Source organism: Streptomyces sp. NPDC090994 (genome assembly GCF_044768905.1).
GTDB lineage: Bacteria > Actinomycetota > Actinomycetes > Streptomycetales > Streptomycetaceae > Streptomyces.
Window position 1 is genome coordinate 323,105 of record NZ_JBIVWS010000004.1, and the last position, 19,632, is coordinate 342,736.

The window sequence follows — 19,632 nt, forward strand, 5'->3', positions numbered from 1 at the left end:
CCGATGCCTACGGCTACCGGTCCCGCTCCCCCACCGCCCCGGCCAGGTCCAGCGTCGCGGCGATGCGCAGGGACACGTCCTCCGCGTGGGCCACGTCGGACCGCTCGAAGGGGCCGCGGCCGGTGCTCCGCAGGAACGTCACGACGCCGAGCGTGCGCCCGCGGCTGCGCAGCACCGCGCACAGGGCGTGCACCGTGCCCTCCGGCCACTGGCGGGCCCGCGCCCACGCGCGCGCCCGGTCGCCGGACATCGTGCCGGCGCTCGCCCGCACCGTGCCGGCCCGCTCCACGCACTGCACCGCCGGATGCCCCTGGTCGTAGCGGACCGGCAGCCCCGCCGCCCCGCCGCGCACGCTCGGTCCCGGCGTGCCGGCGGGGGTGGCCGCGAACCGGACCAGCCGGACCGGCTCCGCCGGCTCCGTGCCGGTGAGCGGGGCGCCCGCCACCCGGTCGACGAGCGCGTGGTCGGCGAACCCGGCCAGCGCGAAGTCCAGGTGGACGGTGGCCGCCTCGGCCGGGTCCTCGCACTCGGCCGCCGCCCGCGCCGCCCGGTGCAGCTGGCTGGTGCGGAACCGGAGCAGCGACGCCTCCTGCTCGGCCTGCCGGGACTCGGTGACGTCCTGGAACAGCCAGCCCACGCCGAGCGGAACCGGCTCCTCCGCCAGCGGCGACGCCAGCCGCAGGAACCCGCTGCTCCAGCACCGCCGCCGCTCCCCGTCCGGGGTGCGCACGCTCACCCACAGCTCGGCGGGCGCGGGCGGCGCGCCCTGGGCCAGGACGTGGGTCAGGGCGCTCTCCAGTTCCTCGACGCCCTGCGCGATCAGATCGCCCAGCGGCCGGCCCAGTACGGACGTACGCCCCGTGCCGAAGGCCCGCGCGGCGTGCGCGTTGACGACGGCCGGCCGCAGGTCCGCGTCGACCAGCACCACACCCCAGCTCGCGTCCTCGAACAGGGCCTCGCTCAGCGCGATCGACCGCTCCAGGTCGATCTGGGCGTGCACCTCGCTGAAGGCGCAGTACAGCCCGGCGCGCTCGCCGTCCGGGCCGCGTACGGCGGCGGACTGGGTGCGCACCAGCACCCGTCCGCCGTCCTTGGTCAGCAGCGCGAACTCGTGCACCTGGCGGCCCGGGGCGCGCATCGCCGCCAGCAGCCGGCCCTCGGTCTCCTCGGCGTCCGCGCTGCGCACGGCCCAGCCGGCGAAGCCCTTGCGGCCCACCGCCTCGGCCGCCGTCCAGCCGAGGATGCGCTCGGCCTCACGGTTCCAGTGGGTGACGACCCCGTCCGCGTCGAACGCGCACAGCGCCGCGTCCATCCCGTCCAGCAGGGCGGCCAGCAGGTCGGCGCCCTCCCGCTCGGGCGGCTGGGGCCCGTCCGGCCCCAGCGCGTCGGTGGCCCCACTGTGCCGGGAAGCACTCACCCGAACCCCCCTGCAGGCTGCGTCGGTACTGGCCTTCATTCAAGTCGGTACTGGCCTTCATTCAACTCGAACGTGACCCAGGGCACACCTGGTTCTCGCAATAATGCAGGAATCGTTGCGCGCCGGAAATCCGTCCCGCCCTGTCTCCCGGGTCACAGGAAAATGGGTTGAGCGCCCGCCGGGCACTTCCTACTGTGTGGTGCACACGAGAGAGGAGGTGGTTCGGCAGATGTACGGAAACCGGACGCGTGAGGTGGCTGCGGGCTAGCGGCCCGTCACCACACCCAGTGCGGTGCCGGACCAGCGCGTGAGAGAAGCGCGCGGCCGGCCCGATCTCCAGCAGTCACCCGACCCGCGAGTCGCCGGTACGTCCGGCCGGCTCCTCCGCCTCCGCGGAGGAACCCGACTCGCGGGTCGTCTGCGTGTACGGGGCCCGCGCCCGGTGCTACAGCGACTCGTAGCCCTCGATCTCGCGGGGATCGCGGGGGCCGGGGCCGGTGTAGCGGGCGGAGGGGCGGACCAGGCGGCCGGTGCGCTTCTGCTCCAGGATGTGGGCCGACCAGCCGGCCGTGCGGGCGCAGGTGAACATGGACGTGAACATGTGCGCCGGGACCTCGGCGAAGTCCAGGACGATGGCCGCCCAGAACTCGACGTTGGTGGCCAGCACCCGGTCCGGGCGGCGGGCATGGAGTTCGGCGAGGGCCGCCTTCTCCAGGGCCTCGGCGACCTCGAAGCGCGGGGCGCCCAGTTCGCGGGCGGTGCGGCGCAGGACGCGGGCGCGGGGGTCCTCGGCGCGGTAGACGCGGTGGCCGAAGCCCATCAGGCGTTCGCCCTGGTCCAGGGCGCGCTTGACGTACGCCTCGGCGTCGCCGGTGCGCTCGATCTCCTCGATCATGCCGAGGACCCGGGAGGGGGCGCCGCCGTGCAGCGGCCCGGACATGGCGCCGACGGCTCCGGAGAGGGCGGCGGCCACGTCGGCGCCGGTGGAGGCGATGACGCGGGCGGTGAAGGTGGAGGCGTTCATGCCGTGCTCGGCGGCGGAGGTCCAGTAGGCGTCGACGGCGGCGACGTGCTTGGGGTCGGGTTCGCCGCGCCAGCGGATCATGAAGCGTTCGACGACCGACCGCGCCTTGTCGATCTCGCGCTGCGGGACCATCGGCAGGCCCTGGCCGCGCGCCGACTGGGCGACGTAGGACAGGGCCATCACGGCGGCGCGGGCGAGGTCGGCGCGGGCCTGCTCGGCGTCGATGTCGAGGAGGGGTTTGAGGCCCCAGACCGGCGCCAGCATGGCGAGGGCGGACTGGACGTCGACCCTGATGTCGCCGGAGTGGACCGGGATGGGGAAGGGCTCGGCGGGCGGCAGGCCGGGGTTGAAGGCGCCGTCGACGAGCAGGCCCCAGACGTTGCCGAAGGAGACGTGCCCGACCAGGTCCTCGATGTCGACGCCGCGGTAGCGCAGGGCGCCGCCCTCCTTGTCGGGCTCGGCGATCTCCGTCTCGAACGCGACGATTCCCTCCAGCCCGGGTACGAAGTCGGACATCAGGCGGCTCCTCGTGATCGTGGTCCTGGTGGGGTGAGGGGCGTTCGCCGCCGCGTGGATCTGATCCGGTCCGCGGTCGTCGTCCCCGGCTCGCGGTCCCCGGCGGCCACCCCTGTGATGCCCCGTACGCGGCACGATATCCCTGAGTGCCACCTTCGGGGAGGGCTTGCGGCACTGGGTGCCACGGCGTGACGAAGGACACCGTGCGGCCGTACCGATACGGCAAGATGACAACGTGACCGACGCACACGCCGCCGCGCTGGATCTCGCCTCGATGCGCCAGCAGTACCGGGCCGAGGGGCTCGGGGAGACCGGGCTGGCCGCCACGCCCGTGGAACAGTTCGCCCGCTGGTTCCGGCAGGCGGCGACGGACGGCGGCCTCTTCGAGCCGAACGCCATGGTCGTCTCGACCGCCGACGCGGAGGGGCGGCCCAGCTCGCGCACGGTACTGCTGAAGCACTTCGACGAGCGGGGCTTCGTCTTCTACACCAACTACGGCTCGCGCAAGGCCCGTGACCTGGCGGCCAACCCGCACGTCTCGCTGCTCTTCCCCTGGCACCCGATGGCCCGGCAGGTGATCGTCACGGGTACGGCGGCGCGGACCGGGCGGGACGAGACGGCCGCGTACTTCCGGACCCGGCCGCACGGCTCGCAGCTCGGGGCGTGGGCCAGTACGCAGTCGGCGGTGGTCGGCTCCCGGGCCGAGCTCGACGCCGCCTACGCCGAGCTGGCCGCCCGGTACCCGGAGGGCGAGCAGGTGCCGGTGCCGCCGCACTGGGGCGGGTTCCGGGTGGTGCCGCGGACGGTGGAGTTCTGGCAGGGGCGGGAGAACCGGCTGCACGACCGGCTGCGGTACGTCGCCGCCGGGGACGGCGGGGGCTGGCGGGTGGAGCGGCTGGGTCCGTGACGCGGGCTTCAGTCCGTGACGCGGGGTTCCGGGTCCAGGGCGGCGTCCAGCAGGGCCGCCCACTGCGCGACCACCCGCTCCCGGCGGGCCGTGTCGTCGGTGAGGAGGTTGGCGAGGCCCAGGCCGCGGGCCATGTCGAGCAGGCCCTGGACGGTTTCCCGGACGCCGGGGCGGGTCTCGTCGGCGGCCAGCAGGCCGACGGCGATGCGGTGGGCCTCGCGGCCGACGCGCGCCTCCAGTTCGGTGACCCGGCCGCGCAGTTGCTCCTCGTTGGAGGCGGCGACCCACAGGTGGAGGGCGGCGCGGAAGAGGGGGCCGGTGTAGAGGCCGACGAGGGCGGCGACCACGGCGCGGCGGTCTCCGGCGCCCTCGGGGAAGAGGGCGCGCAGGGCGAGGGAGCGTTCCTCGGCGACGTACTCGACGGCGGCGGTGAACAGGTCCTCGCGGGTGGGGAAGTGGTGCTGGGCGGCGCCGCGGGAGACCCCGGCGCGCAGTGCGACGACCGAGACCGTGGAGCCCGCCCAGCCGTGTTCGGCGAGGCAGGCCACGGCGGCGGCGAGCAGCCGCTGCCGGGTGGCCCGGCTGCGGTCCTGCTTGGGGGCGCGGTCCGCCGCGGGGGCGCGGTTCTGTCCGGGGGCGGGGTCGGCGCCGGTCGTGGTCACAGCACCCATGCGGGATCCCGTCGTTCGAGGAAGGCGGTCATCCCCTCGCGGGCGTCGGCGGCGGCGAACAGCCGTGCCGTCAGCGCGGTCAGCGCGGCCGCGTCCCGGTCGAAGGTCTCCAGCACCCTAGCCGTGAGCAGCCGTTTGGTCTCGGCCAGGGCCTGTGGGGAGGCCCGCCGCAGGCCGTCCAGGACCGGCGCGAGTACGGCGTCCACGTCGTCGCCCGCCGCCGTGAGCAGGCCGGTCCGGACGGCCTCGGCGGCGTCGAAGCGTTCGCCGGTCAGGCAGTAGCGGGCCAGGGCGCGCGGGTCGGCGCGGGGCAGCAGCGGCAGCGAAATGACGGCGGGCGCCACCCCGACGCGTACCTCGGTGAAGGCGTACGTCGACGCGGTGGACCCGGCGGCGATGTCGCAGGCGGCGAGCAGCCCGAGGCCGCCCGCGCGGACGTGGCCGGTGACCCGGGCGACGACGGGTTTGGGCAGCTCCACGAGCCGCCGGAGCAGCGCGACCAGCGCCTCGGGGGCGGGCGGGTCGCGCAGGTCGGCGCCGGCGCTGAAGGTGGTGCCGGTGTGGGTGAGGACGACGGCCCGTACGCCGACGTCCTCACCCGTCTCCGCGAGCGCGGCGGTGAGGTCGCCGACCAGGGCGGCGGACAGGGCGTTGCGGGTCCCCGGGGAGTCCAGGGCGAGGGTCCGCACGCCCCGGGCGCGAGGGTGGACGGTCAGGGTCACGGGCGGTCCCTCGGCTCTCGGCGCGGGATCCTGCCGCCGGCGGAGCGCGGGACGCCGTCGAGGAAGGTGACGCGGCGGGCGCGTGTGCAGGGGGCGACGCGTTCGGCGACGTACATCAGGACCTCGCTCTCGGTCGGGTGCGGCGCGTCCGGGCAGCGGACGACGTGTCCGCGACATGGTCCGAACGACCGGCATCAGTACGACTTGGGCAGGCCCAGGGTCTGGTGGGAGACGTAGTTGAGGATCATTTCCCGGCTGACCGGGGCGATCCGGGCGACGCGGGCGGCGGTGACCAGGGAGGCGAGGCCGTACTCGCGGGTGAGGCCGTTGCCGCCGAGGGTGTGCACGGCCTGGTCGACGGCCCTCGCACAGGCCTCCCCGGCGGCGTACTTGGCCATGTTGGCGGCCTCGCCCGCGCCCGTGTCGTCGCCGGCGTCGTAGAGGTGGGCCGCCTTCCCCATCATCAGGCGGGCCAGTTCGAGGTCGATGTGGGCCTGGGCGAGGGGGTGGGCGATGGCCTGGTGGGCGCCGATGGGGGCGTTCCAGACGGTGCGTTGACGGGCGTACTCGACGGCGCGGGCCAGGGCGTAGCGGCCCATGCCGATGGCGAACGCGGCGGTCATGACGCGTTCGGGGTTGAGGCCGGCGAAGAGCTGGAGGAGACCGGCGTCCTCGTCGCCGACGAGCGCGTCGGCGGGGAGGCGTACGTCGTCGAAGGTCAGCTCGAACTGCTTCTCGGCGGCGTGCAGTTCCATGTCTATCCGGCGGCGCTCGAAGCCGGGGGTGTCCCGGGGGACGATGAAGAGGCAGGGCTTGAGCTTGCCGGTGCGGGCGTCCTCGGTGCGGCCGACCACGAGGGTGGCGTCGGCGATGTCGACGCCGGAGACGAAGACCTTGCGGCCGGTGAGGAGCCAGTCGCCGGTGCCGGGGTCGCGGCGGGCCGTGGTGGTGATGCGGTGGCTGTTGGAACCGGCGTCGGGTTCGGTGATGCCGAAGGCCATGGTGCGGGTGCCGTCGGCGAGGCCGGGGAGCCACTGCTGTTTCTGGGCGTCCGTGCCGAAGCGGGTGATGACTGTGCCGCAGATGGCCGGGGAGACGACCAGCATGAGCAACGGGCAGCCTGCTGCGCCGAGTTCTTCCAGGACGATCGACAGTTCCGTGATGCCGCCGCCGCCTCCTCCGTAGGTTTCGGGGAGGTTGACGCCGAGGTAGCCGAGTTTGCCGGCCTCTTGCCAGAGGGTCGCGCGGTCGTGGTCGCGGCCGTGGCGTTCGCCGAGGGTTGCCACGGCTTGGCGGAGGGCCTTGTGTTCGTCGGATTCGAGGAGGACGGGGGGCATCTGTGCTCCTTCGGGTGCGGGTTTCGTGGTGGTTGCTCGCGCTCACGCGGCGGAGCCGCAGGTTCCATACAGCCCCGCGCCCCTTCAGGGCGCCTCCACTACCGCCAGCAGAGAACCCACCGTCACCTGTTGTCCCGTCACGGCGTGCAGCGAGGTCAGGGTGCCGGTGGCCGGGGCGGTGATCCGGTGTTCCATCTTCATGGCCTCCAGCCAGAGGAGGGGCTGGCCCGCCTCGACCGGGGAGCCTTCGGCCAGGCCGTCCGCGACGCGGACCACCGTGCCGGGCATGGGGGCCAGGAGGGAGCCGGGGGCGTGTTCGGGCTCCGGGGCGGGGAAGCGGGGGAGGGCGGTGAGGCGGGTGGTGTCGACGTGGACCTCGTCGCCGTAGGACGTCACCTCGAAGCGGCGCCGTACGCCGTCCGTTTCGAGGACGACGAGGCGGGGGTCGGTGTGGACGATCCGGACGCCGTCGGCTTCCGGGCCGGTACGGGTGTGGCGGTAGCGGACCTCGTGTTCCTCGCCCTCGACGGCGTACCGCTTGACCTGCGGCTGGGAGGGCAGGTTGCGCCAGGCGCCGCCGAAGCGGGAGCGGGCGGCGGCGTCGGCGAGGGCGGCGGCGAGGGGGGCCAGGGGGTCGGGGGCGGGGGTGGTGAGGGCGGGGAGGTGACGGTCGTAGAAGGCCGTGGTCATGCGGGCGGAGGTGAAGTCGTCGTGGCGCAGGGAGCGGGCGAGCAGGTCGCGGTTGGTGAGGGGGCCGTGGATCGTGGCGCGTTCCAGGGCGCCGGCCAGGCGGCGGACCGCCTCCGCGCGGGTGGGGGCGTGGGCGATCACCTTGGCGAGCAGCGGGTCGTAGTGGACGCCGATGTCGTCGCCGTCGGCGTAACCGGTGTCCAGGCGGACGCCGTCGGGGACGGCGAGGCGGTGCAGGCGGCCGGTGCGCGGGGTCCAGCCGGCGGCCGGGTCCTCGGCGTACAGGCGGGCCTCGACGGCGTGGCCGCGCGGGTGCGGGGGTTCGGGGGCGAGGGCGTGGCCCTCCGCGACGCGGAGCTGGAGGGCGACCAGGTCGAGGCCGAAGACGGCCTCGGTGACGGGGTGTTCGACCTGGAGGCGGGTGTTCATCTCCAGGAAGTGCGCCCGGCCGTCGGGGGCGACGAGGAACTCGACGGTTCCGGCGCCCACGTAGCCGACGGCGCGGGCGGCGCGCACCGACCGCTCGTACAGCTCGCGCGTCAGGGCGTCGGGGAGGCCCGGCGCCGGGGCCTCCTCGATCACCTTCTGGTGGCGGCGCTGGAGGGAGCAGTCACGGGTGCCGAGCGTCCACACCGTGCCGTGGGTGTCGGCGAGGAGCTGCACCTCGACGTGGCGGCCCTGCTCGACGTACGGCTCGACGAAGACCTCGCCGTCCCCGAAGGCGCTCGCCGCCTCGGCGCGGGCGGCGGTCAGCGCGGCGTCGAGGTCGGCCAGGCGCCGGACGACCCGCATGCCGCGTCCGCCGCCGCCGGCCGCCGCCTTCACCAGGACCGGCAGGTCGGCCTCGGTGACCTCGCCGAGGGGCTCGACGCCCATCAGTCGCTTGGCGCGGGTCTTGGACGCCATCGCCTCGACGGCGTCGGGGGGCGGGCCGATCCAGGTCAGGCCGGCGTCGGTGACGGCGCGGGCGAAGGCGGCGTTCTCGGAGAGGAAGCCGTAGCCGGGGTGGACGGCGTCGGCGCCGGCGGCGAGCGCGGCCTTCACGATCAGGTCGCCGCGCAGATAGGTGTCGGCCGACGCCGTCCCCGGCAGCCGTACCGCCGCGTCGGCCAGCCGGGTGTGCAGGGCCCGCTCGTCGGCGTCGGAGTGGACGGCGACCGTGCGGATGCCGGCCTCGCGGCAGGTGCGGAAGATCCGGCAGGCGATCTCGCCGCGGTTGGCGACCAGTACTGAGGTGATCATGGGGCTCCTCACATCCGGAAGACGCCGAAGCCGCCGCGCGCGCCCTCGTAGGGGGCGGTGTGGATCGCGGACAGGCACAGGCCGAGGACGGTGCGGGTGTCGCGCGGGTCGATGACCCCGTCGTCGTAGAGCCGCCCGGACAGGAACGTCGGCAGCGACTCGGACTCGATCTGCTGCTCCACCAGGGCGCGCAGCGCCGCATCGCCCTCGTCGTCGTACGGCCGGCCCTTCGCGGCGGCCGACTGGCGGGCGACGAGGGAGAGCACGCCGGCGAGCTGCTGCGGGCCCATGACGGCGGACTTGGCGCTGGGCCAGGCGAACAGGAAGCGGGGGTCGTAGGCGCGGCCGCACATGCCGTAGTGGCCGGCGCCGTAGGAGGCGCCGAGGAGGACGGAGAGGTGCGGGACGCGGGAGTTGGCGACCGCGTTGATCATCATGGCGCCGTGCTTGATGATGCCGCCCTGCTCGTACTCCTTGCCGACCATGTAGCCGGTGGTGTTGTGGAGGAAGAGGAGCGGGATGTCGCGCTGGTCGGCGAGCTGGATGAACTGGGCGGCCTTCTGAGACTCGGCGGAGAAGAGGACGCCTCGGGCGTTGGCGAGGATACCGATCGGGTAGCCGTGCAGGGTGGCCCAGCCGGTGGTCAGGCTGGTGCCGTACAGGGGTTTGAACTCGTCGAAGTCGGAGGCGTCGACGATCCGGGCGATGACCTCGCGCGGGTCGAAGGGGGTGCGCAGGTCGGCGGGGACGATGCCGAGGAGGTCCTCCGGGTCGTACTTCGGCGGCTCGGCCGGTCCCGGGTCGGGGTGGGCCTTGCGGTGGTTGAGGCGGGCGACGACCCGGCGGGCCTGGCGCAGGGCGTCGGGTTCGTCGACGGCGAAGTGGTCGGCGAGACCGGAGACGCGGGCGTGCATCTCGGCGCCGCCCAGGGACTCGTCGTCGCTCTCCTCGCCGGTCGCCATCTTGACCAGGGGCGGGCCGCCGAGGAAGACCTTGGCCCGCTCCTTGACCATGATCACGTGGTCGGACATGCCGGGGATGTACGCGCCCCCGGCCGTGGAGTTGCCGAACACGACGGCGACGGTGGGGATGCCGGCCGCCGACAGCCGGGTGAGGTCGCGGAAGACCGCGCCGCCGGGGATGAAGATCTCCTTCTGGGCGGGGAGGTCGGCGCCGCCCGACTCGACCAGGCTGACGCAGGGCAGCCGGTTGGCGAGGGCGATGTCGTGGGCGCGCAGGGCCTTCTTCAGCGACCAGGGGTTGGAGGCGCCGCCGCGCACGGTCGGGTCGTTGGCGGTGATCAGGCACTCGACGCCCTCGACCGTGCCGATGCCGGTGACGAGGGAGGCGCCGACCGTGTACTCACTGCCCCAGGCGGCCAGCGGGGACAGTTCCAGGAAGGGGGTGTCGGGGTCGAGGAGGAGTTCGACGCGTTCGCGGGCGAGGAGTCTGCCGCGTGCGCGGTGCCGTGCGACGTACTTCTCGCCGCCGCCCGCGAGGGCCTTGGCGTGCTCGGCGTCCAGTTCGGCGAGCTTGGCGAGCATGGTCTCGCGGTTGGCGCGGTGGTCGGGGGCGGTGGGGTCGAGGGCGGAGGCGAGGACGGTCACAGCAGGACCTCCGGGATGTCCAGGTGGCGGGCGCGCAGCCATTCGCCGAGCGCCTTGGCCTGCGGGTCGAAGCGGGCCCGCGCGGCGGCGCCCTCGCCGAGGATGCCCTCGACGACGAAGTTCAGGGCGCGCAGGCGGGGCAGTACGTGCCGGGTGACCGGCAGGTCGCGGGCCTCGGGGATCAGCTCGCGGAACCGGTCGGCGGTCAGCTCGTGCGCGAGCCACCGCCAGGCGTCGTCGGAGCGGACCCAGACGCCGACGTTGGCGTCACCGCCCTTGTCGCCGCTGCGGGCGCCGGCGACCTTGCCGAGCGGCGCGTTCCTGACCGGGCCGGGCGGCAGGGGTTCGGGCAGCGGCGGGCCGGGCAGCGGGAGGTCGGGCAGCGGAGGGCCGGGCAGCGGATGGCCGGGCAGCGGGAGGTCGGGCCGCGGCGGCTCCGGTACGCCGGTGAGGGCGGCGGTGTGCGGGGGCGGCGGTACGGGGACGCGGCGTCCGTCGGGGAGGACGGCGACGTGGCCGACGGCGCCCTGGGGGACGTACGCCTCCTCGAAGACGCCGTACGGGTCGCCCTTCCCGGGGGGTGCCAGGAGGTGGAAGCCGGGGTAGCCGGCGAGGGCCAGCTCCACCGCCGCCCCGCTGAGCGCCCGTCCGACGGCGCGCTGGTCGGCGTCGCGGGCGACGAGCCGCAGCAGGGCGCTGGCCGTCTCCTCGGTCGGGGCGTCGGGCCGGTCGGTGCGCACCAGTTCCCAGCGGGCGTCGGCGACCTTGCCGAGGGCGGGTTCCAGCTGTTCCCGGACGAGGGCCGCCTTGGCCTCGATGTCGAGGCCGGTGAGGACGAAGACGACCTCGCTTCGGAAGCCGCCGAGGCGGTTGACGCCGACCTTGAGGGTGGGCGGCGGGGGCTCGCCGCGTACGCCCGTGATCCGGACCCGGTCGGGGCCGTCCGGCGTGAGGGTCACGGTGTCCAGGCGGGCGGTGACGTCCGGCCCGGCGTACCGGGCGCCGCCCGTCTCGTACAGGAGCTGGGCGGTGACCGTGCCGGTGTCGACGAAGCCGCCGGTGCCGGGGTGCTTGGTGATGACGGAGGAGCCGTCGGCGTGGAGTTCGGCGAGCGGGAAGCCGGGGCGGCGGACGTCGCCGTCCCGGAAGAAGGCGTAGTTGCCGCCGGTCGCCTGCGCCCCGCACTCCAGTACGTGCCCGGCGACGACCGCCCCCGCGAGCCGGTCGTACTCGGCCGGTCCCCAGCCGAAGTGCGCGGCGGCGGGCCCGGTGACCAGGGCGGCGTCGGTGACCCGGCCGGTGACGACCACGTCGGCGCCCGCCCGCAGGCAGGCGGCGATGCCGAAGCCGCCCAGGTAGGCGTGGGCGGCCAGCGCGCCGGGGTGGCCGGCGGTGAGGTCGTCGCCCTCGACGTGCGCGACCCGGACCGGGATGCCGAGCCGGCCGGCCAGCTCCCGTACGGCACCGGCGAGTCCGGCCGGGTCGAGCCCGCCGGCGTTGGTGACGATCTTGACGCCCCGTTCGTGGGCGAGGCCGAGGCACTCCTCCAGCTGCCGCGGGAAGGTGCGGGCGTATCCGGCGCCGGGGTCCTTCAGCCGGTCCCGGGCCAGGATGAGCATGGTCAGCTCGGCGAGGTAGTCGCCGGTGAGGACGTCCAGCGGGCCGTCGGTGAGCATCTCCCGCATCGCGTCGAAGCGGTCGCCGTAGAAGCCGGAGGCGTTGCCGATCCGCAGGACGGTCACCGGGCGTCCCCCTTCGAGGGGCGTCCCGCTCCCGGCGGTCCGGCGAACGCCTGGGCGAGGTCCAGCCAGCGGTCGGCGTCCGGGCCCTCGGCGCGCAGGGCGAGGTCGGCACGGTGGGCGCGCTGGGTGACCAGCAGGCAGAAGTCGAGGGCGGGGCCGGTGACGCGCTGGGCGGCGTCCTCGGGGCCGTAGGTCCACCACTCGCCGGAGGGGGCCCGCAGCTCGACGCGGAACGCTTCGGCGGGGGCGGGGAGCCCGTGGACGCCGTGGGCGAAGTCGCGGGTGCGGACCCCGAGGAAGGCGATGTGCCGGATCCGGTCGGTGGGGGTGTACGGGACGCCGAGCGCGTCGCGGACGTCCAGGCCGTGCGCCCAGGTCTCCATCAGGCGGGCGGTGGCCAGGGAGGCGGCCGACATGGGCGGCCCGTACCAGGGGAACCGGGCGCCGGGCGGGGCCGCGCGCAGGGCGCGGTCGAGGGCGGTACGTCCCGCGCGCCAGCGGGTGAGCAGTTCGGCGGGCGGGAGGCGGGCGCCGTCCGCCGCGCCGTCGTCCACGAAGGAGCCGGGTGCGGCGAGCGCCTTCTCGACCAGGGGCCGGAACGCCTCCGGGTCGGTCACCGCGAGGTGGGCGGAGTGGTCCGTCCAGGCGAGGTGGGCGATCTGGTGGGCGACGGTCCAGCCGGGGGCGGGGGTGGCGCGGGCCCACTGCGCGGAGGTCGACTCGGCTACCAGGCAGTCGAGTTCGGCACTTTCGGCGCGTAGGTCGTCGAGGACGGGCGTCGGGTCGGCCATGGCAGAGGAGCATGGCAGCGGCACCACAAACAAGCAAGCATGCTTGCTTTGATTTCCGGCGGACCCGCGCCCCCGGGCGGAGCTGCCGACGGGCCCGCGCCAGCCGGGCGGACCTGCCGACGGGCCCGCGCCACCCGGGCGGTCCCGCCGACGGACCCACACCCCGGGCGGACCTGCCGACGGACCCACGCCCCCGGGCGGGCGGGGTCAGTCGCGGTTCGCCTCGGAGTCGCTGTACGGGAACGGCCCGGCGGCGGCGCCTCCCGCCCTGCGCCGGCCCGCCCGCTGGTGGGCGTCGTAGATGCCGCTGCCCGCGGAGGCGGGGTTGGAGACCACCATCCCCCGGGGCAGCCCCTGCCCGGTCACGGCGTGCCACACCTCGGCCGCGAAGCTGGTGCAGTTGTAGCGCAGGAAGTTGTACGGCTCCCTGGACCGCCGGTGGGCGACCAGGTAGCCGCGGACGACGTCCTCCAGCGGAACGCGTTCCGAGATCTTGTCGGTGTACCTGACGTGCGGTTCGGGGCAGCGGATCATGCCGGGCACGCTCTGCACCGGCCCGGCGCCGGCCTCCGGGTAGAACCCGAACGACGTGCGCCTCCCGCTGCCGGTCTCCACCTGGATCCAGACGTGCCCCACCTCGAACTCGCGGTAGAACCCCGGACTGGTCCAGGGCTGGCCGCGGTCGGCCTTGACCGTCACCTTGTACGCGTCCGCCTCGCCGTCAGCCACGCTCTTCCTGAGGAAGGTGCGCAGCGGGGCGATCAGTTCGTTCATGGGCAGGTCGGGGACGCCGGGCACGCCGCGGCCGCCGGAGATCCGCCTTTCGAGCCCCACGGCGGCACGCGCGTCCCGGGCCGCCTCGCGCGCGGACTCCGTGACCGTCTCGGTCTCCCAGCCCTTGGTGGCGAACTGCTCCTCGAACACCCTCGCGTACGTGGAGCGGAACGTGTGCTCGAACTCCGCCGCTTCCCTCGACCGCGGCGCGACCTCGACGGTGCTCGCCTCGTGAGCGGCCCAGGCCGCCGCGGAATGCACGAACTCCGTGACGGCGGCCACTTCCTGGGCCGTCGCCCCCGGTTGCGGCCCGCAGATACGGAGGGCGATGTGCCACGCGGCCGCGTGGGCCGTCTGGGCGGGTGACGGCGCGGGCGGCGACGCCTGCCGGGGCGGCGAGGCGGGCCGGGGCGTCGATGCCGGCCGGGCGGCCCGCGGGCCCGGCGGGCGGCTGCGGCCCCGCTCGGAACCGGACTGGTCGGACAGGTCGGACAGGTCGGCGTCGTACCCGGCGTTCATCTTGACCGGGTCGTAGCGCAGCATGCGCTGTACCGACGGCGTACCGGCGCCGCGCCGGGGCTGGGGCTGTGGCTGGTGTCGGTGCTGGGGCTGCTGGTGCTGGTGCTGGGCCCAGGAGTGCCCCGTCCGCCGGAGCATCTGGACGACCGCCGCGTTGCCCGCGGTGCCCTGCTGGGCCAGCAGGGCCCGTGCGGGCGTCGCGACGCCGGGAGCCGGCGTCCTGACGGGCATGCGGGCGGCGGACGGGCCGGCGCCGTCGCGGCGGGTGGTGGTCTCGGGGACGCGCATCGCAACCTTCGAGGTCGGCAATTTCGTGGGTCGCCACCACCCCCGCGTGAGCCGCGGCGGTGGAACGGCCGGTATACGCGCTGAAACGAGCGTTCCACGGAACCGGTTCACCCCGAGGTGGGCCGGCCCGCCGCCAGGAACCGGTCGGGCCCCGGCCTCGAGGTGCCGGGCGGCCTCAGGCCTCCGGGACCGGGGGTTTGCCGCCCCGGCTCACCTGGGTCCGTACCGCTCCCAGGCTCGCGGCGATGACGAGGGCGATCGCGGCCGCCTCCATCGCGGACAGGGCCTGGCCGAGGACGAGGAAACCGGCCCCGGCCGCGAGGGCGGGCTCCAGGCTCATGAGGATCGCGAAGGTGGAGGCGGGCAGGCGGCGCAGGGCGAGCAGTTCCAGGGTGTAGGGGAGGACGGAAGAGAGCAGCGCGACCGCCGCGCCCAGGCTCAGCGTCACCGGGTCGACCAGTTTCGCGCCCGACTCGGCGATGCCCATCGGCAGGAAGAGCAGCGCGCCCACCGCCATCGCCAGCGCCAGCCCGTCGGCCTGCGGGAAGCGGCGGCCGGTACGGGCGCTGAACACGATGTACGCCGCCCACATGACGCCCGCTCCCAGCGCGAACGCCGCCCCCGCCGGGTCGAGGCCGTCGAAGCCCCCGCCGCCGAGCAGGAACACCCCGGCGAGGGCCAGCCCGGCCCAGAGCAGGTTGACCGCCCGGCGCGAGGCCAGCACGGAGAGGGCGAGCGGGCCGAGGACCTCCAGGGTGACGGCCGGGCCGAGCGGGATACGGGCGACCGCCTGGTAGAAGAGGCCGTTCATGCCGGCCATCGTGGCCCCGAAGACGATCACCGTGCCCCAGTCGGCGCGGGAGTGTCCGCGCAGCCGGGGCCGGCAGACCAGGAGCAGCACCACGGCGGCGACGGCCAGCCGCAGCGTGACGATGCCGAGCGCGCCGGCCCTCGGCATCAGGGTCACCGCCAGCGCGCCGCCGAACTGCACCGACAGCCCGCCGGCGAGGACCAGGCCGACCGGCCCGAGGGCGCCCCGGCGGCCCGCCCCGGGGGCTCCCCCGGTCGAGGCCGCGCCGCTTGTCGCGGGGGCGGCCTGGGTCGGTATGCCGGGCTCGGCGCTGGGGGTGTTCACGGGGGCTCCGGGGACGGTGGTGGCGGGGATGGCGGGTGATGGGGCGGGTGGTGGCGGGTGGTGAGTAATGGCGGGTGACGTGGTGACGGCGACCGGTGAAGGCGACGGACAGACTCGCGTCCATCTCACTGTACTGCGCAGTGCAGGGCGCTGGACCCGGTCAGCCGCATAGCCCTGCCATGCAACTGTCCTGGGCCGGGTACGCGGCTGTCAACGCGCGCCCGGCGCGCGGACCGCCCGCCCGCGCCGGGTAGCGTCCGCGAGGGCGGCGGTCCCGGCCTGTCCGACCCTCTTCCGTTCCCGTCCGTACCGGAGGCCCCGTGAGCCGACTCCTCGCCCGACTCTGGCGCGCGCTGCGCCCTGTGCAGAGCCGCCTGATGTGGTTGCTGAACCCTAAGTTCGTGGTCGGTGTGACCGGCGTCGTGCGGGACGGCGAAGGGCGGGTGCTGCTGCTCCGGCACCGGATGTGGCCGCCCGGCCGGCAGTGGGGCCTGCCGAGCGGTTTCGCGCACAAGGGCGAGGACTTCCGGCGGACCGTGGTCCGCGAGGTCAAGGAGGAGACCGGCCTCGATGTGGAGGCGGGCCGGCTGGTCATGCTGAACAGCGGCTTCCGCACCCGCCTGGAGGTGGCCTACGAGGCCCGGCTGCTCGGCGGCGAGCTGCGCATCGACCCGTTCGAGATCCTGGAGGCCCGCTGGTGCGCCCCGGACGACCTCCCCGAGGACGTCCAGCCGGTGTGCGGTCCGCTGGTACGGGGCGAGACGTCACCCTGAGGTACCGCTTCGGGGAGCGTTCCGGGCGGGGACGGGCGGGACGGACGGGACGGACGGGTCGGACGAGGACGGGCATACGGTCGGAACCGGTCGCCCTGAGGGAGCCCGCACCGAGGAGCCCGCACCGAGGAGCCCGCACCGAGGAGCCCGCACCGAGGAAAATGTCCCGTGCGCAGCGTGACCTACTCGATGAACACCTCGCTCGACGGTTGCGCCCGACGTGCTGCCCTCCGTACCCGTGCCGGTACCGCCCGCCGCAGCCGGTCATCCGGCGCCGCCGCCGTCCCCCGCCTCCGACCCCGCCTCCAGCCCCTCCGCCAGCACCTCCGCCAGGTGCCGCCCCCGCACCCCCGCCAGCTGCTCCAGCTGGGTCCGGCACGAGAAGCCGTCCGCCAGGACCACCGCCCCGTCCGGCGCCTCGCGCACCGCCGGGAGCAGCTGCTCCTCGGCGCAGGCGGCGGAGACCTCGTAGTGGCCGTCCTCGAAGCCGAAGTCGCCCGCGAGGCCGCAGCAGCCGCCGCTCAGCTCGCCGGTCAGGCCCGCCGCCGCGCGCAGCCGGCGGTCGGCGGCGTCGCCGAGGACCGCGTGCTGGTGGCAGTGGGTCTGGCCGGTGACCGGACGGTCCACGGTGGGCGGGGTCCAGCCGGGAGCGTGGCGTTCCAGCACCTCGGCGAAGGTGAGGACGCGGGCGGCCAGCCGGGCGGCACGCGGATCGTCGTGCAGCAGCTCGGGCAGGTCCGTGCGCAGCGCGGCGGCACAGCTCGGCTCCAGGACGACGACCGGCGCGGGCGTCTCCAGTACCGGGGCCATCAGGTCCAGCGTGCGGCGCAGCACCGCGCGGGCCCGGTCCAGTTGGCCCGTCGACACGTACGTCAGTCCGCAGCAGACCCGGCCCCGGCGGGCGGACAGCAGGGCGGCCGCCGACCGGGAGGCGCCGTCCCCGACGGCCCGCGCCCGCAGCGTCGGCGGCAGCACCACCCGCAGCCCCGCCGCCTCCAGCACCCGTACGGCCGCCCGGCCCACGGACGGCGACAGGTGCTCGGTGAACGTGTCGGGCCACAGGACCACCAACTCGCCCTCGCCGACGGGCCCTCCGCGCCGGCGCCACCACCGGCTGAACGTCTCCCCCGCCAGCCGCGGCACCTCCCGCTGCGCCGCGATCCCGCCCAGCCGTTTCGCCACCGCGGCGAGCGGCCCCACCCGGGCCAGCGTGTTGACGACCGAGGCCGTCCGGGTCCGCGCCGTCCAGCGCAGCCACACCGGCAGCCACCCCATCGCGTAGTGGGCGGCCGGGCGACGGCGGCCGGCGTAGTGGTGGTGCAGGAACTCCGCCTTGTACGTGGCCATGTCGACCCCCACCGGGCAGTCGGAGCGGCAGCCCTTGCAGGACAGGCACAGGTCCAGGGCGTCCCGGACCTCCGTGGAGCGCCAGCCGTCCGTCACCAGCTCGCCGGCGAGCATCTCGTGCAGCAGGCGGGCGCGTCCGCGCGTCGAGTGCTCCTCCTCCCCCGTCGCCCGGAACGACGGGCACATCACCCCCGGGCCGGACACCGACGTCGTACGGCACTTGGCGACCCCGACGCAGCGGCGCACCGCGGCCGAGAAGTCACCGCCGTCGGCCGGGTAGCCGAACTCCACGTCCACCGGCTCGCGCGGCAGGACGGCGAAGCGGAGGTGCGCGTCGAGCGGCGCCGGGCGGACCAGCATCCCCGGGTTGAGGAGGCCGTCCGGGTCCCAGACGGCCTTGGCCCGCTCGAAGAGGGCCACCGTCTCCTCGCCGTACATACTCGGCAGCAGCTCGGCCCGCGCCTGCCCGTCGCCGTGCTCCCCGGAGAGGGAGCCGCCGTGTGCCACGACCAGGCCGGCCAGTTCCTCGGAGAAGTGCCGGAAGCGGGCGACGCCGGTCTCCGTCAGCAGGTCGAAGTCGATCCGGACGTGGATGCAGCCGTCCCCGAAGTGCCCGTACGGTGTGCCGCGCAGCCCGTGGGAGGCCAGCAGCGCCCTGAAGTCGCGCAGGTAGGCGCCCAGCCGGGCGGGCGGCACCGCGCAGTCCTCCCAGCCGGGCCAGGCCTCGCTGCCGTCCGGCATCCTGGTCGCCGTACCGGACGCGTCCTCCCGTACCCGCCACAGCGCCCGCTGCCCGGCCGGGTCGGTCACCACGCGGGCGTCCACGACGTCGGCGGCCCGCACCACCGCCTCCGCCCGCGCGCGGGCCTCGGCCGGGGTGGCGCCGCCGGTCTCCACGAACAGCCACGCCCCGCCCCTGGGCAGTCCGGCCGGGTCCGGCACCAGGTCGGCGGCCATCCCCTCCACCGTCAGCGGCCCCAGCGGCAGCAGTCCGGCCGCCGCCTCGGCCGCCGCGCCCTCGTCGCCGTAGCCGAGCACCGCCAGGGCCCGCGCGGGCGGTGCCTCGACCAGCCGGACGACCGCCTCGGTCAGCACGCCCAGCGTGCCCTCGGAGCCGCAGTAGGAGCGGGCGACGTCCGCGCCGCGCTCCGGCAGCAGGGCGTCCAGGGCGTAGCCGGAGATACGGCGGGGCAGGTCCGGGAAGCCGGTGCGCAGCCGCGCCAGCTCGCCGTCCACCAGCGCGCGCAGCCCGGCGGGGGCCCCGGCCCACTCCGGTCCGGGCCGCAGCCGTTCGCCGCGCGCGGTCAGGACCGACAGCCCGGCGACGTTGTCGGCGGTCGTCCCCCACGCCACCGAGTGCGAGCCGCACGAGTTGTTGCCGATCATGCCGCCGAGCGTGCACCGGCTGTGCGTGGCGGGATCGGGCCCGAAGCGCAGGCCGTGCGGGGCGGCGGCCTCCTGGAGCCGGTCCAGGACGAGGCCGGGCTGTACGACGGCCGTACGGGCGCCGGGGTCGAGGGAGAGCAGCCGGTTCATGTGCCGGGTGAAGTCCAGGACCACACCGGTCCCGGTCGCCTGGCCCGCGATCGACGTGCCGCCGCCGCGCGCCACGACCGGCACGCCCCGGGTCCGGCACACCTCCAGTACGGCCGCCACGTCGTCGGCGTCGCGCGGGGCGACCACGCCCAGCGGGACCCGGCGGTAGTTGGACGCGTCCATGGTGGTCAGCGCCCGGGCGGCCGCGTCGAAGGAGACCTCGCCGCGCACGGCCGCCCGCAGCGCCCTGCGCAGCTCGGGCCCGGCTTGTGCTGCATCCGTCATGCCCTCAGCATGCCCGGCCGGGCGGGGGACGGCTTCGGGCCACCGGGGGCGGGGCGTTCACGCCCGGCATGTTTGCCGTAGTTGTTCCTGTGATCTGATGCTAAGAACGTGACACTAATGTGCCCAACGCGATCGCGAAGTCTCTTATAGTGACCGTCAGGTAGCCAAAGGTGTTGTCCGGCACCGGAGAAGACTGCCGAAAACAGACCACGAAATCCCCTCACTTCCCCCACGGAACGCCCCCGACGACACCACCTGAGGAACCATCCCGCAGACCGCCGCCCCGCCCGGTGAACGCCCGCGGACCCG

14 protein-coding genes and 1 pseudogene are annotated in these 19,632 nt (G+C 75.2%); 2 read left to right on the top strand and 13 right to left on the bottom strand.

Going from position 1 to position 19,632, the window contains the following annotated elements; translation table 11 throughout:
• Nucleotides 1-13: 13 nt before the first annotated feature.
• Together ACIQR3_RS11635 and ACIQR3_RS11640 are read right to left on the bottom strand one after the other, a co-directional pair.
• Complete coding sequence (locus ACIQR3_RS11635; protein ID WP_403537415.1) at nt 14-1,417, bottom strand: PAS domain-containing protein; 1,404 nt, start codon at nt 1,415-1,417, stop codon at nt 14-16.
• A 445-nt stretch (nt 1,418-1,862) separates the two neighbouring features.
• A complete protein-coding gene (locus ACIQR3_RS11640) occupies nt 1,863-2,957 on the bottom strand; it encodes a citrate synthase 2 (protein ID WP_403537416.1) in 1,095 nt (364 codons plus the stop codon).
• Nucleotides 2,958-3,231: 274 nt separating this feature from the next.
• On the opposite strand from ACIQR3_RS11640, the gene pdxH reads away from it, so the two are divergent.
• Nucleotides 3,232-3,864, top strand: a complete 633-nt coding sequence (gene pdxH, locus ACIQR3_RS11645; protein ID WP_403537800.1) for a pyridoxamine 5'-phosphate oxidase — start codon at nt 3,232-3,234, stop codon at nt 3,862-3,864.
• 8 nt (nt 3,865-3,872) lie between these two features.
• Here pdxH and ACIQR3_RS11650 read toward each other — a convergent pair whose 3' ends face one another.
• The 10 genes and pseudogenes from ACIQR3_RS11650 to ACIQR3_RS11695 form a co-directional block, all read right to left on the bottom strand.
• The gene (locus ACIQR3_RS11650) at nt 3,873-4,535 is read right to left on the bottom strand and encodes a TetR/AcrR family transcriptional regulator (RefSeq protein ID WP_403537418.1); all 663 of its coding nucleotides are present in this window, start codon (nt 4,533-4,535) and stop codon (nt 3,873-3,875) included.
• The gene (locus tag ACIQR3_RS11655; RefSeq protein ID WP_403537420.1) at nt 4,523-5,257 is read right to left on the bottom strand and encodes an enoyl-CoA hydratase family protein; all 735 of its coding nucleotides are present in this window, start codon (nt 5,255-5,257) and stop codon (nt 4,523-4,525) included. The genes ACIQR3_RS11650 and ACIQR3_RS11655 overlap by 13 nt, the downstream gene beginning before the upstream one ends.
• Nucleotides 5,254-5,424, bottom strand: a pseudogene (locus ACIQR3_RS11660) (4-coumarate--CoA ligase family protein); the annotation flags it as partial. The gene ACIQR3_RS11655 and the pseudogene ACIQR3_RS11660, both read right to left, overlap by 4 nt.
• 27 nt (nt 5,425-5,451) lie before the next feature.
• On the bottom strand, nt 5,452-6,594 hold the full coding sequence (locus tag ACIQR3_RS11665) for an acyl-CoA dehydrogenase family protein (RefSeq protein WP_403537422.1): 1,143 nt from the start codon (nt 6,592-6,594) through the stop codon (nt 5,452-5,454).
• An 84-nt stretch (nt 6,595-6,678) separates the two neighbouring features.
• Complete coding sequence (locus tag ACIQR3_RS11670) at nt 6,679-8,526, bottom strand: biotin carboxylase N-terminal domain-containing protein (protein ID WP_403537424.1); 1,848 nt, start codon at nt 8,524-8,526, stop codon at nt 6,679-6,681.
• An 8-nt stretch (nt 8,527-8,534) separates the two neighbouring features.
• Nucleotides 8,535-10,133: an acyl-CoA carboxylase subunit beta gene (locus tag ACIQR3_RS11675; protein ID WP_403537426.1), complete on the bottom strand. Its 1,599-nt coding sequence runs from the start codon at nt 10,131-10,133 to the stop codon at nt 8,535-8,537.
• A complete protein-coding gene (locus tag ACIQR3_RS11680; RefSeq protein WP_403537428.1) occupies nt 10,130-11,875 on the bottom strand; it encodes an acyclic terpene utilization AtuA family protein in 1,746 nt (581 codons plus the stop codon). The genes ACIQR3_RS11675 and ACIQR3_RS11680 overlap by 4 nt, the downstream gene beginning before the upstream one ends.
• Complete coding sequence (locus ACIQR3_RS11685) at nt 11,872-12,666, bottom strand: TIGR03084 family metal-binding protein (protein ID WP_403537429.1); 795 nt, start codon at nt 12,664-12,666, stop codon at nt 11,872-11,874. Before ACIQR3_RS11685 ends, ACIQR3_RS11680 begins: the two co-directional genes overlap by 4 nt.
• 207 nt (nt 12,667-12,873) lie before the next feature.
• Nucleotides 12,874-14,247, bottom strand: coding sequence for a hypothetical protein (locus ACIQR3_RS11690; RefSeq protein WP_403537431.1), 1,374 nt, complete (start codon nt 14,245-14,247; stop codon nt 12,874-12,876).
• Nucleotides 14,248-14,422: 175 nt separating this feature from the next.
• Nucleotides 14,423-15,382 carry an EamA family transporter gene (locus ACIQR3_RS11695; RefSeq protein WP_403537432.1) on the bottom strand — a complete coding sequence of 320 codons (960 nt, stop codon included), beginning with the start codon at nt 15,380-15,382 and terminating at the stop codon, nt 14,423-14,425.
• Nucleotides 15,383-15,702: 320 nt separating this feature from the next.
• Here ACIQR3_RS11695 and ACIQR3_RS11700 point away from each other — a divergent pair, with 320 nt between their 5' ends.
• The gene (locus ACIQR3_RS11700) at nt 15,703-16,155 is read left to right on the top strand and encodes an NUDIX hydrolase (RefSeq protein ID WP_403537434.1); all 453 of its coding nucleotides are present in this window, start codon (nt 15,703-15,705) and stop codon (nt 16,153-16,155) included.
• A 264-nt stretch (nt 16,156-16,419) separates the two neighbouring features.
• On the opposite strand, the gene ACIQR3_RS11705 is transcribed toward ACIQR3_RS11700, so the two are convergent.
• On the bottom strand, nt 16,420-19,323 hold the full coding sequence (locus tag ACIQR3_RS11705) for an FAD-binding and (Fe-S)-binding domain-containing protein (protein ID WP_403537436.1): 2,904 nt from the start codon (nt 19,321-19,323) through the stop codon (nt 16,420-16,422).
• Between the last annotated feature and the right edge of the window lie 309 nt (nt 19,324-19,632).

Excerpts from the sequence above, each read along its gene's own strand:
- ACIQR3_RS11640 (WP_403537416.1), bottom strand. The coding sequence starts at position 2,957 with ATGTCCGACTTCGTACCCGGGCTGGAGGGAATCGTCGCGTTCGAGACG.
- pdxH (WP_403537800.1), top strand. The coding sequence starts at position 3,232 with ATGCGCCAGCAGTACCGGGCCGAGGGGCTCGGGGAGACCGGGCTGGCC.
- ACIQR3_RS11650 (WP_403537418.1), bottom strand. The coding sequence starts at position 4,535 with ATGGGTGCTGTGACCACGACCGGCGCCGACCCCGCCCCCGGACAGAAC.
- ACIQR3_RS11665 (WP_403537422.1), bottom strand. The coding sequence starts at position 6,594 with ATGCCCCCCGTCCTCCTCGAATCCGACGAACACAAGGCCCTCCGCCAA.
- ACIQR3_RS11670 (WP_403537424.1), bottom strand. The coding sequence starts at position 8,526 with ATGATCACCTCAGTACTGGTCGCCAACCGCGGCGAGATCGCCTGCCGG.
- ACIQR3_RS11685 (WP_403537429.1), bottom strand. The coding sequence starts at position 12,666 with ATGGCCGACCCGACGCCCGTCCTCGACGACCTACGCGCCGAAAGTGCC.
- ACIQR3_RS11690 (WP_403537431.1), bottom strand. The coding sequence starts at position 14,247 with ATGCGCGTCCCCGAGACCACCACCCGCCGCGACGGCGCCGGCCCGTCC.
- ACIQR3_RS11705 (WP_403537436.1), bottom strand. The coding sequence starts at position 19,323 with ATGACGGATGCAGCACAAGCCGGGCCCGAGCTGCGCAGGGCGCTGCGG.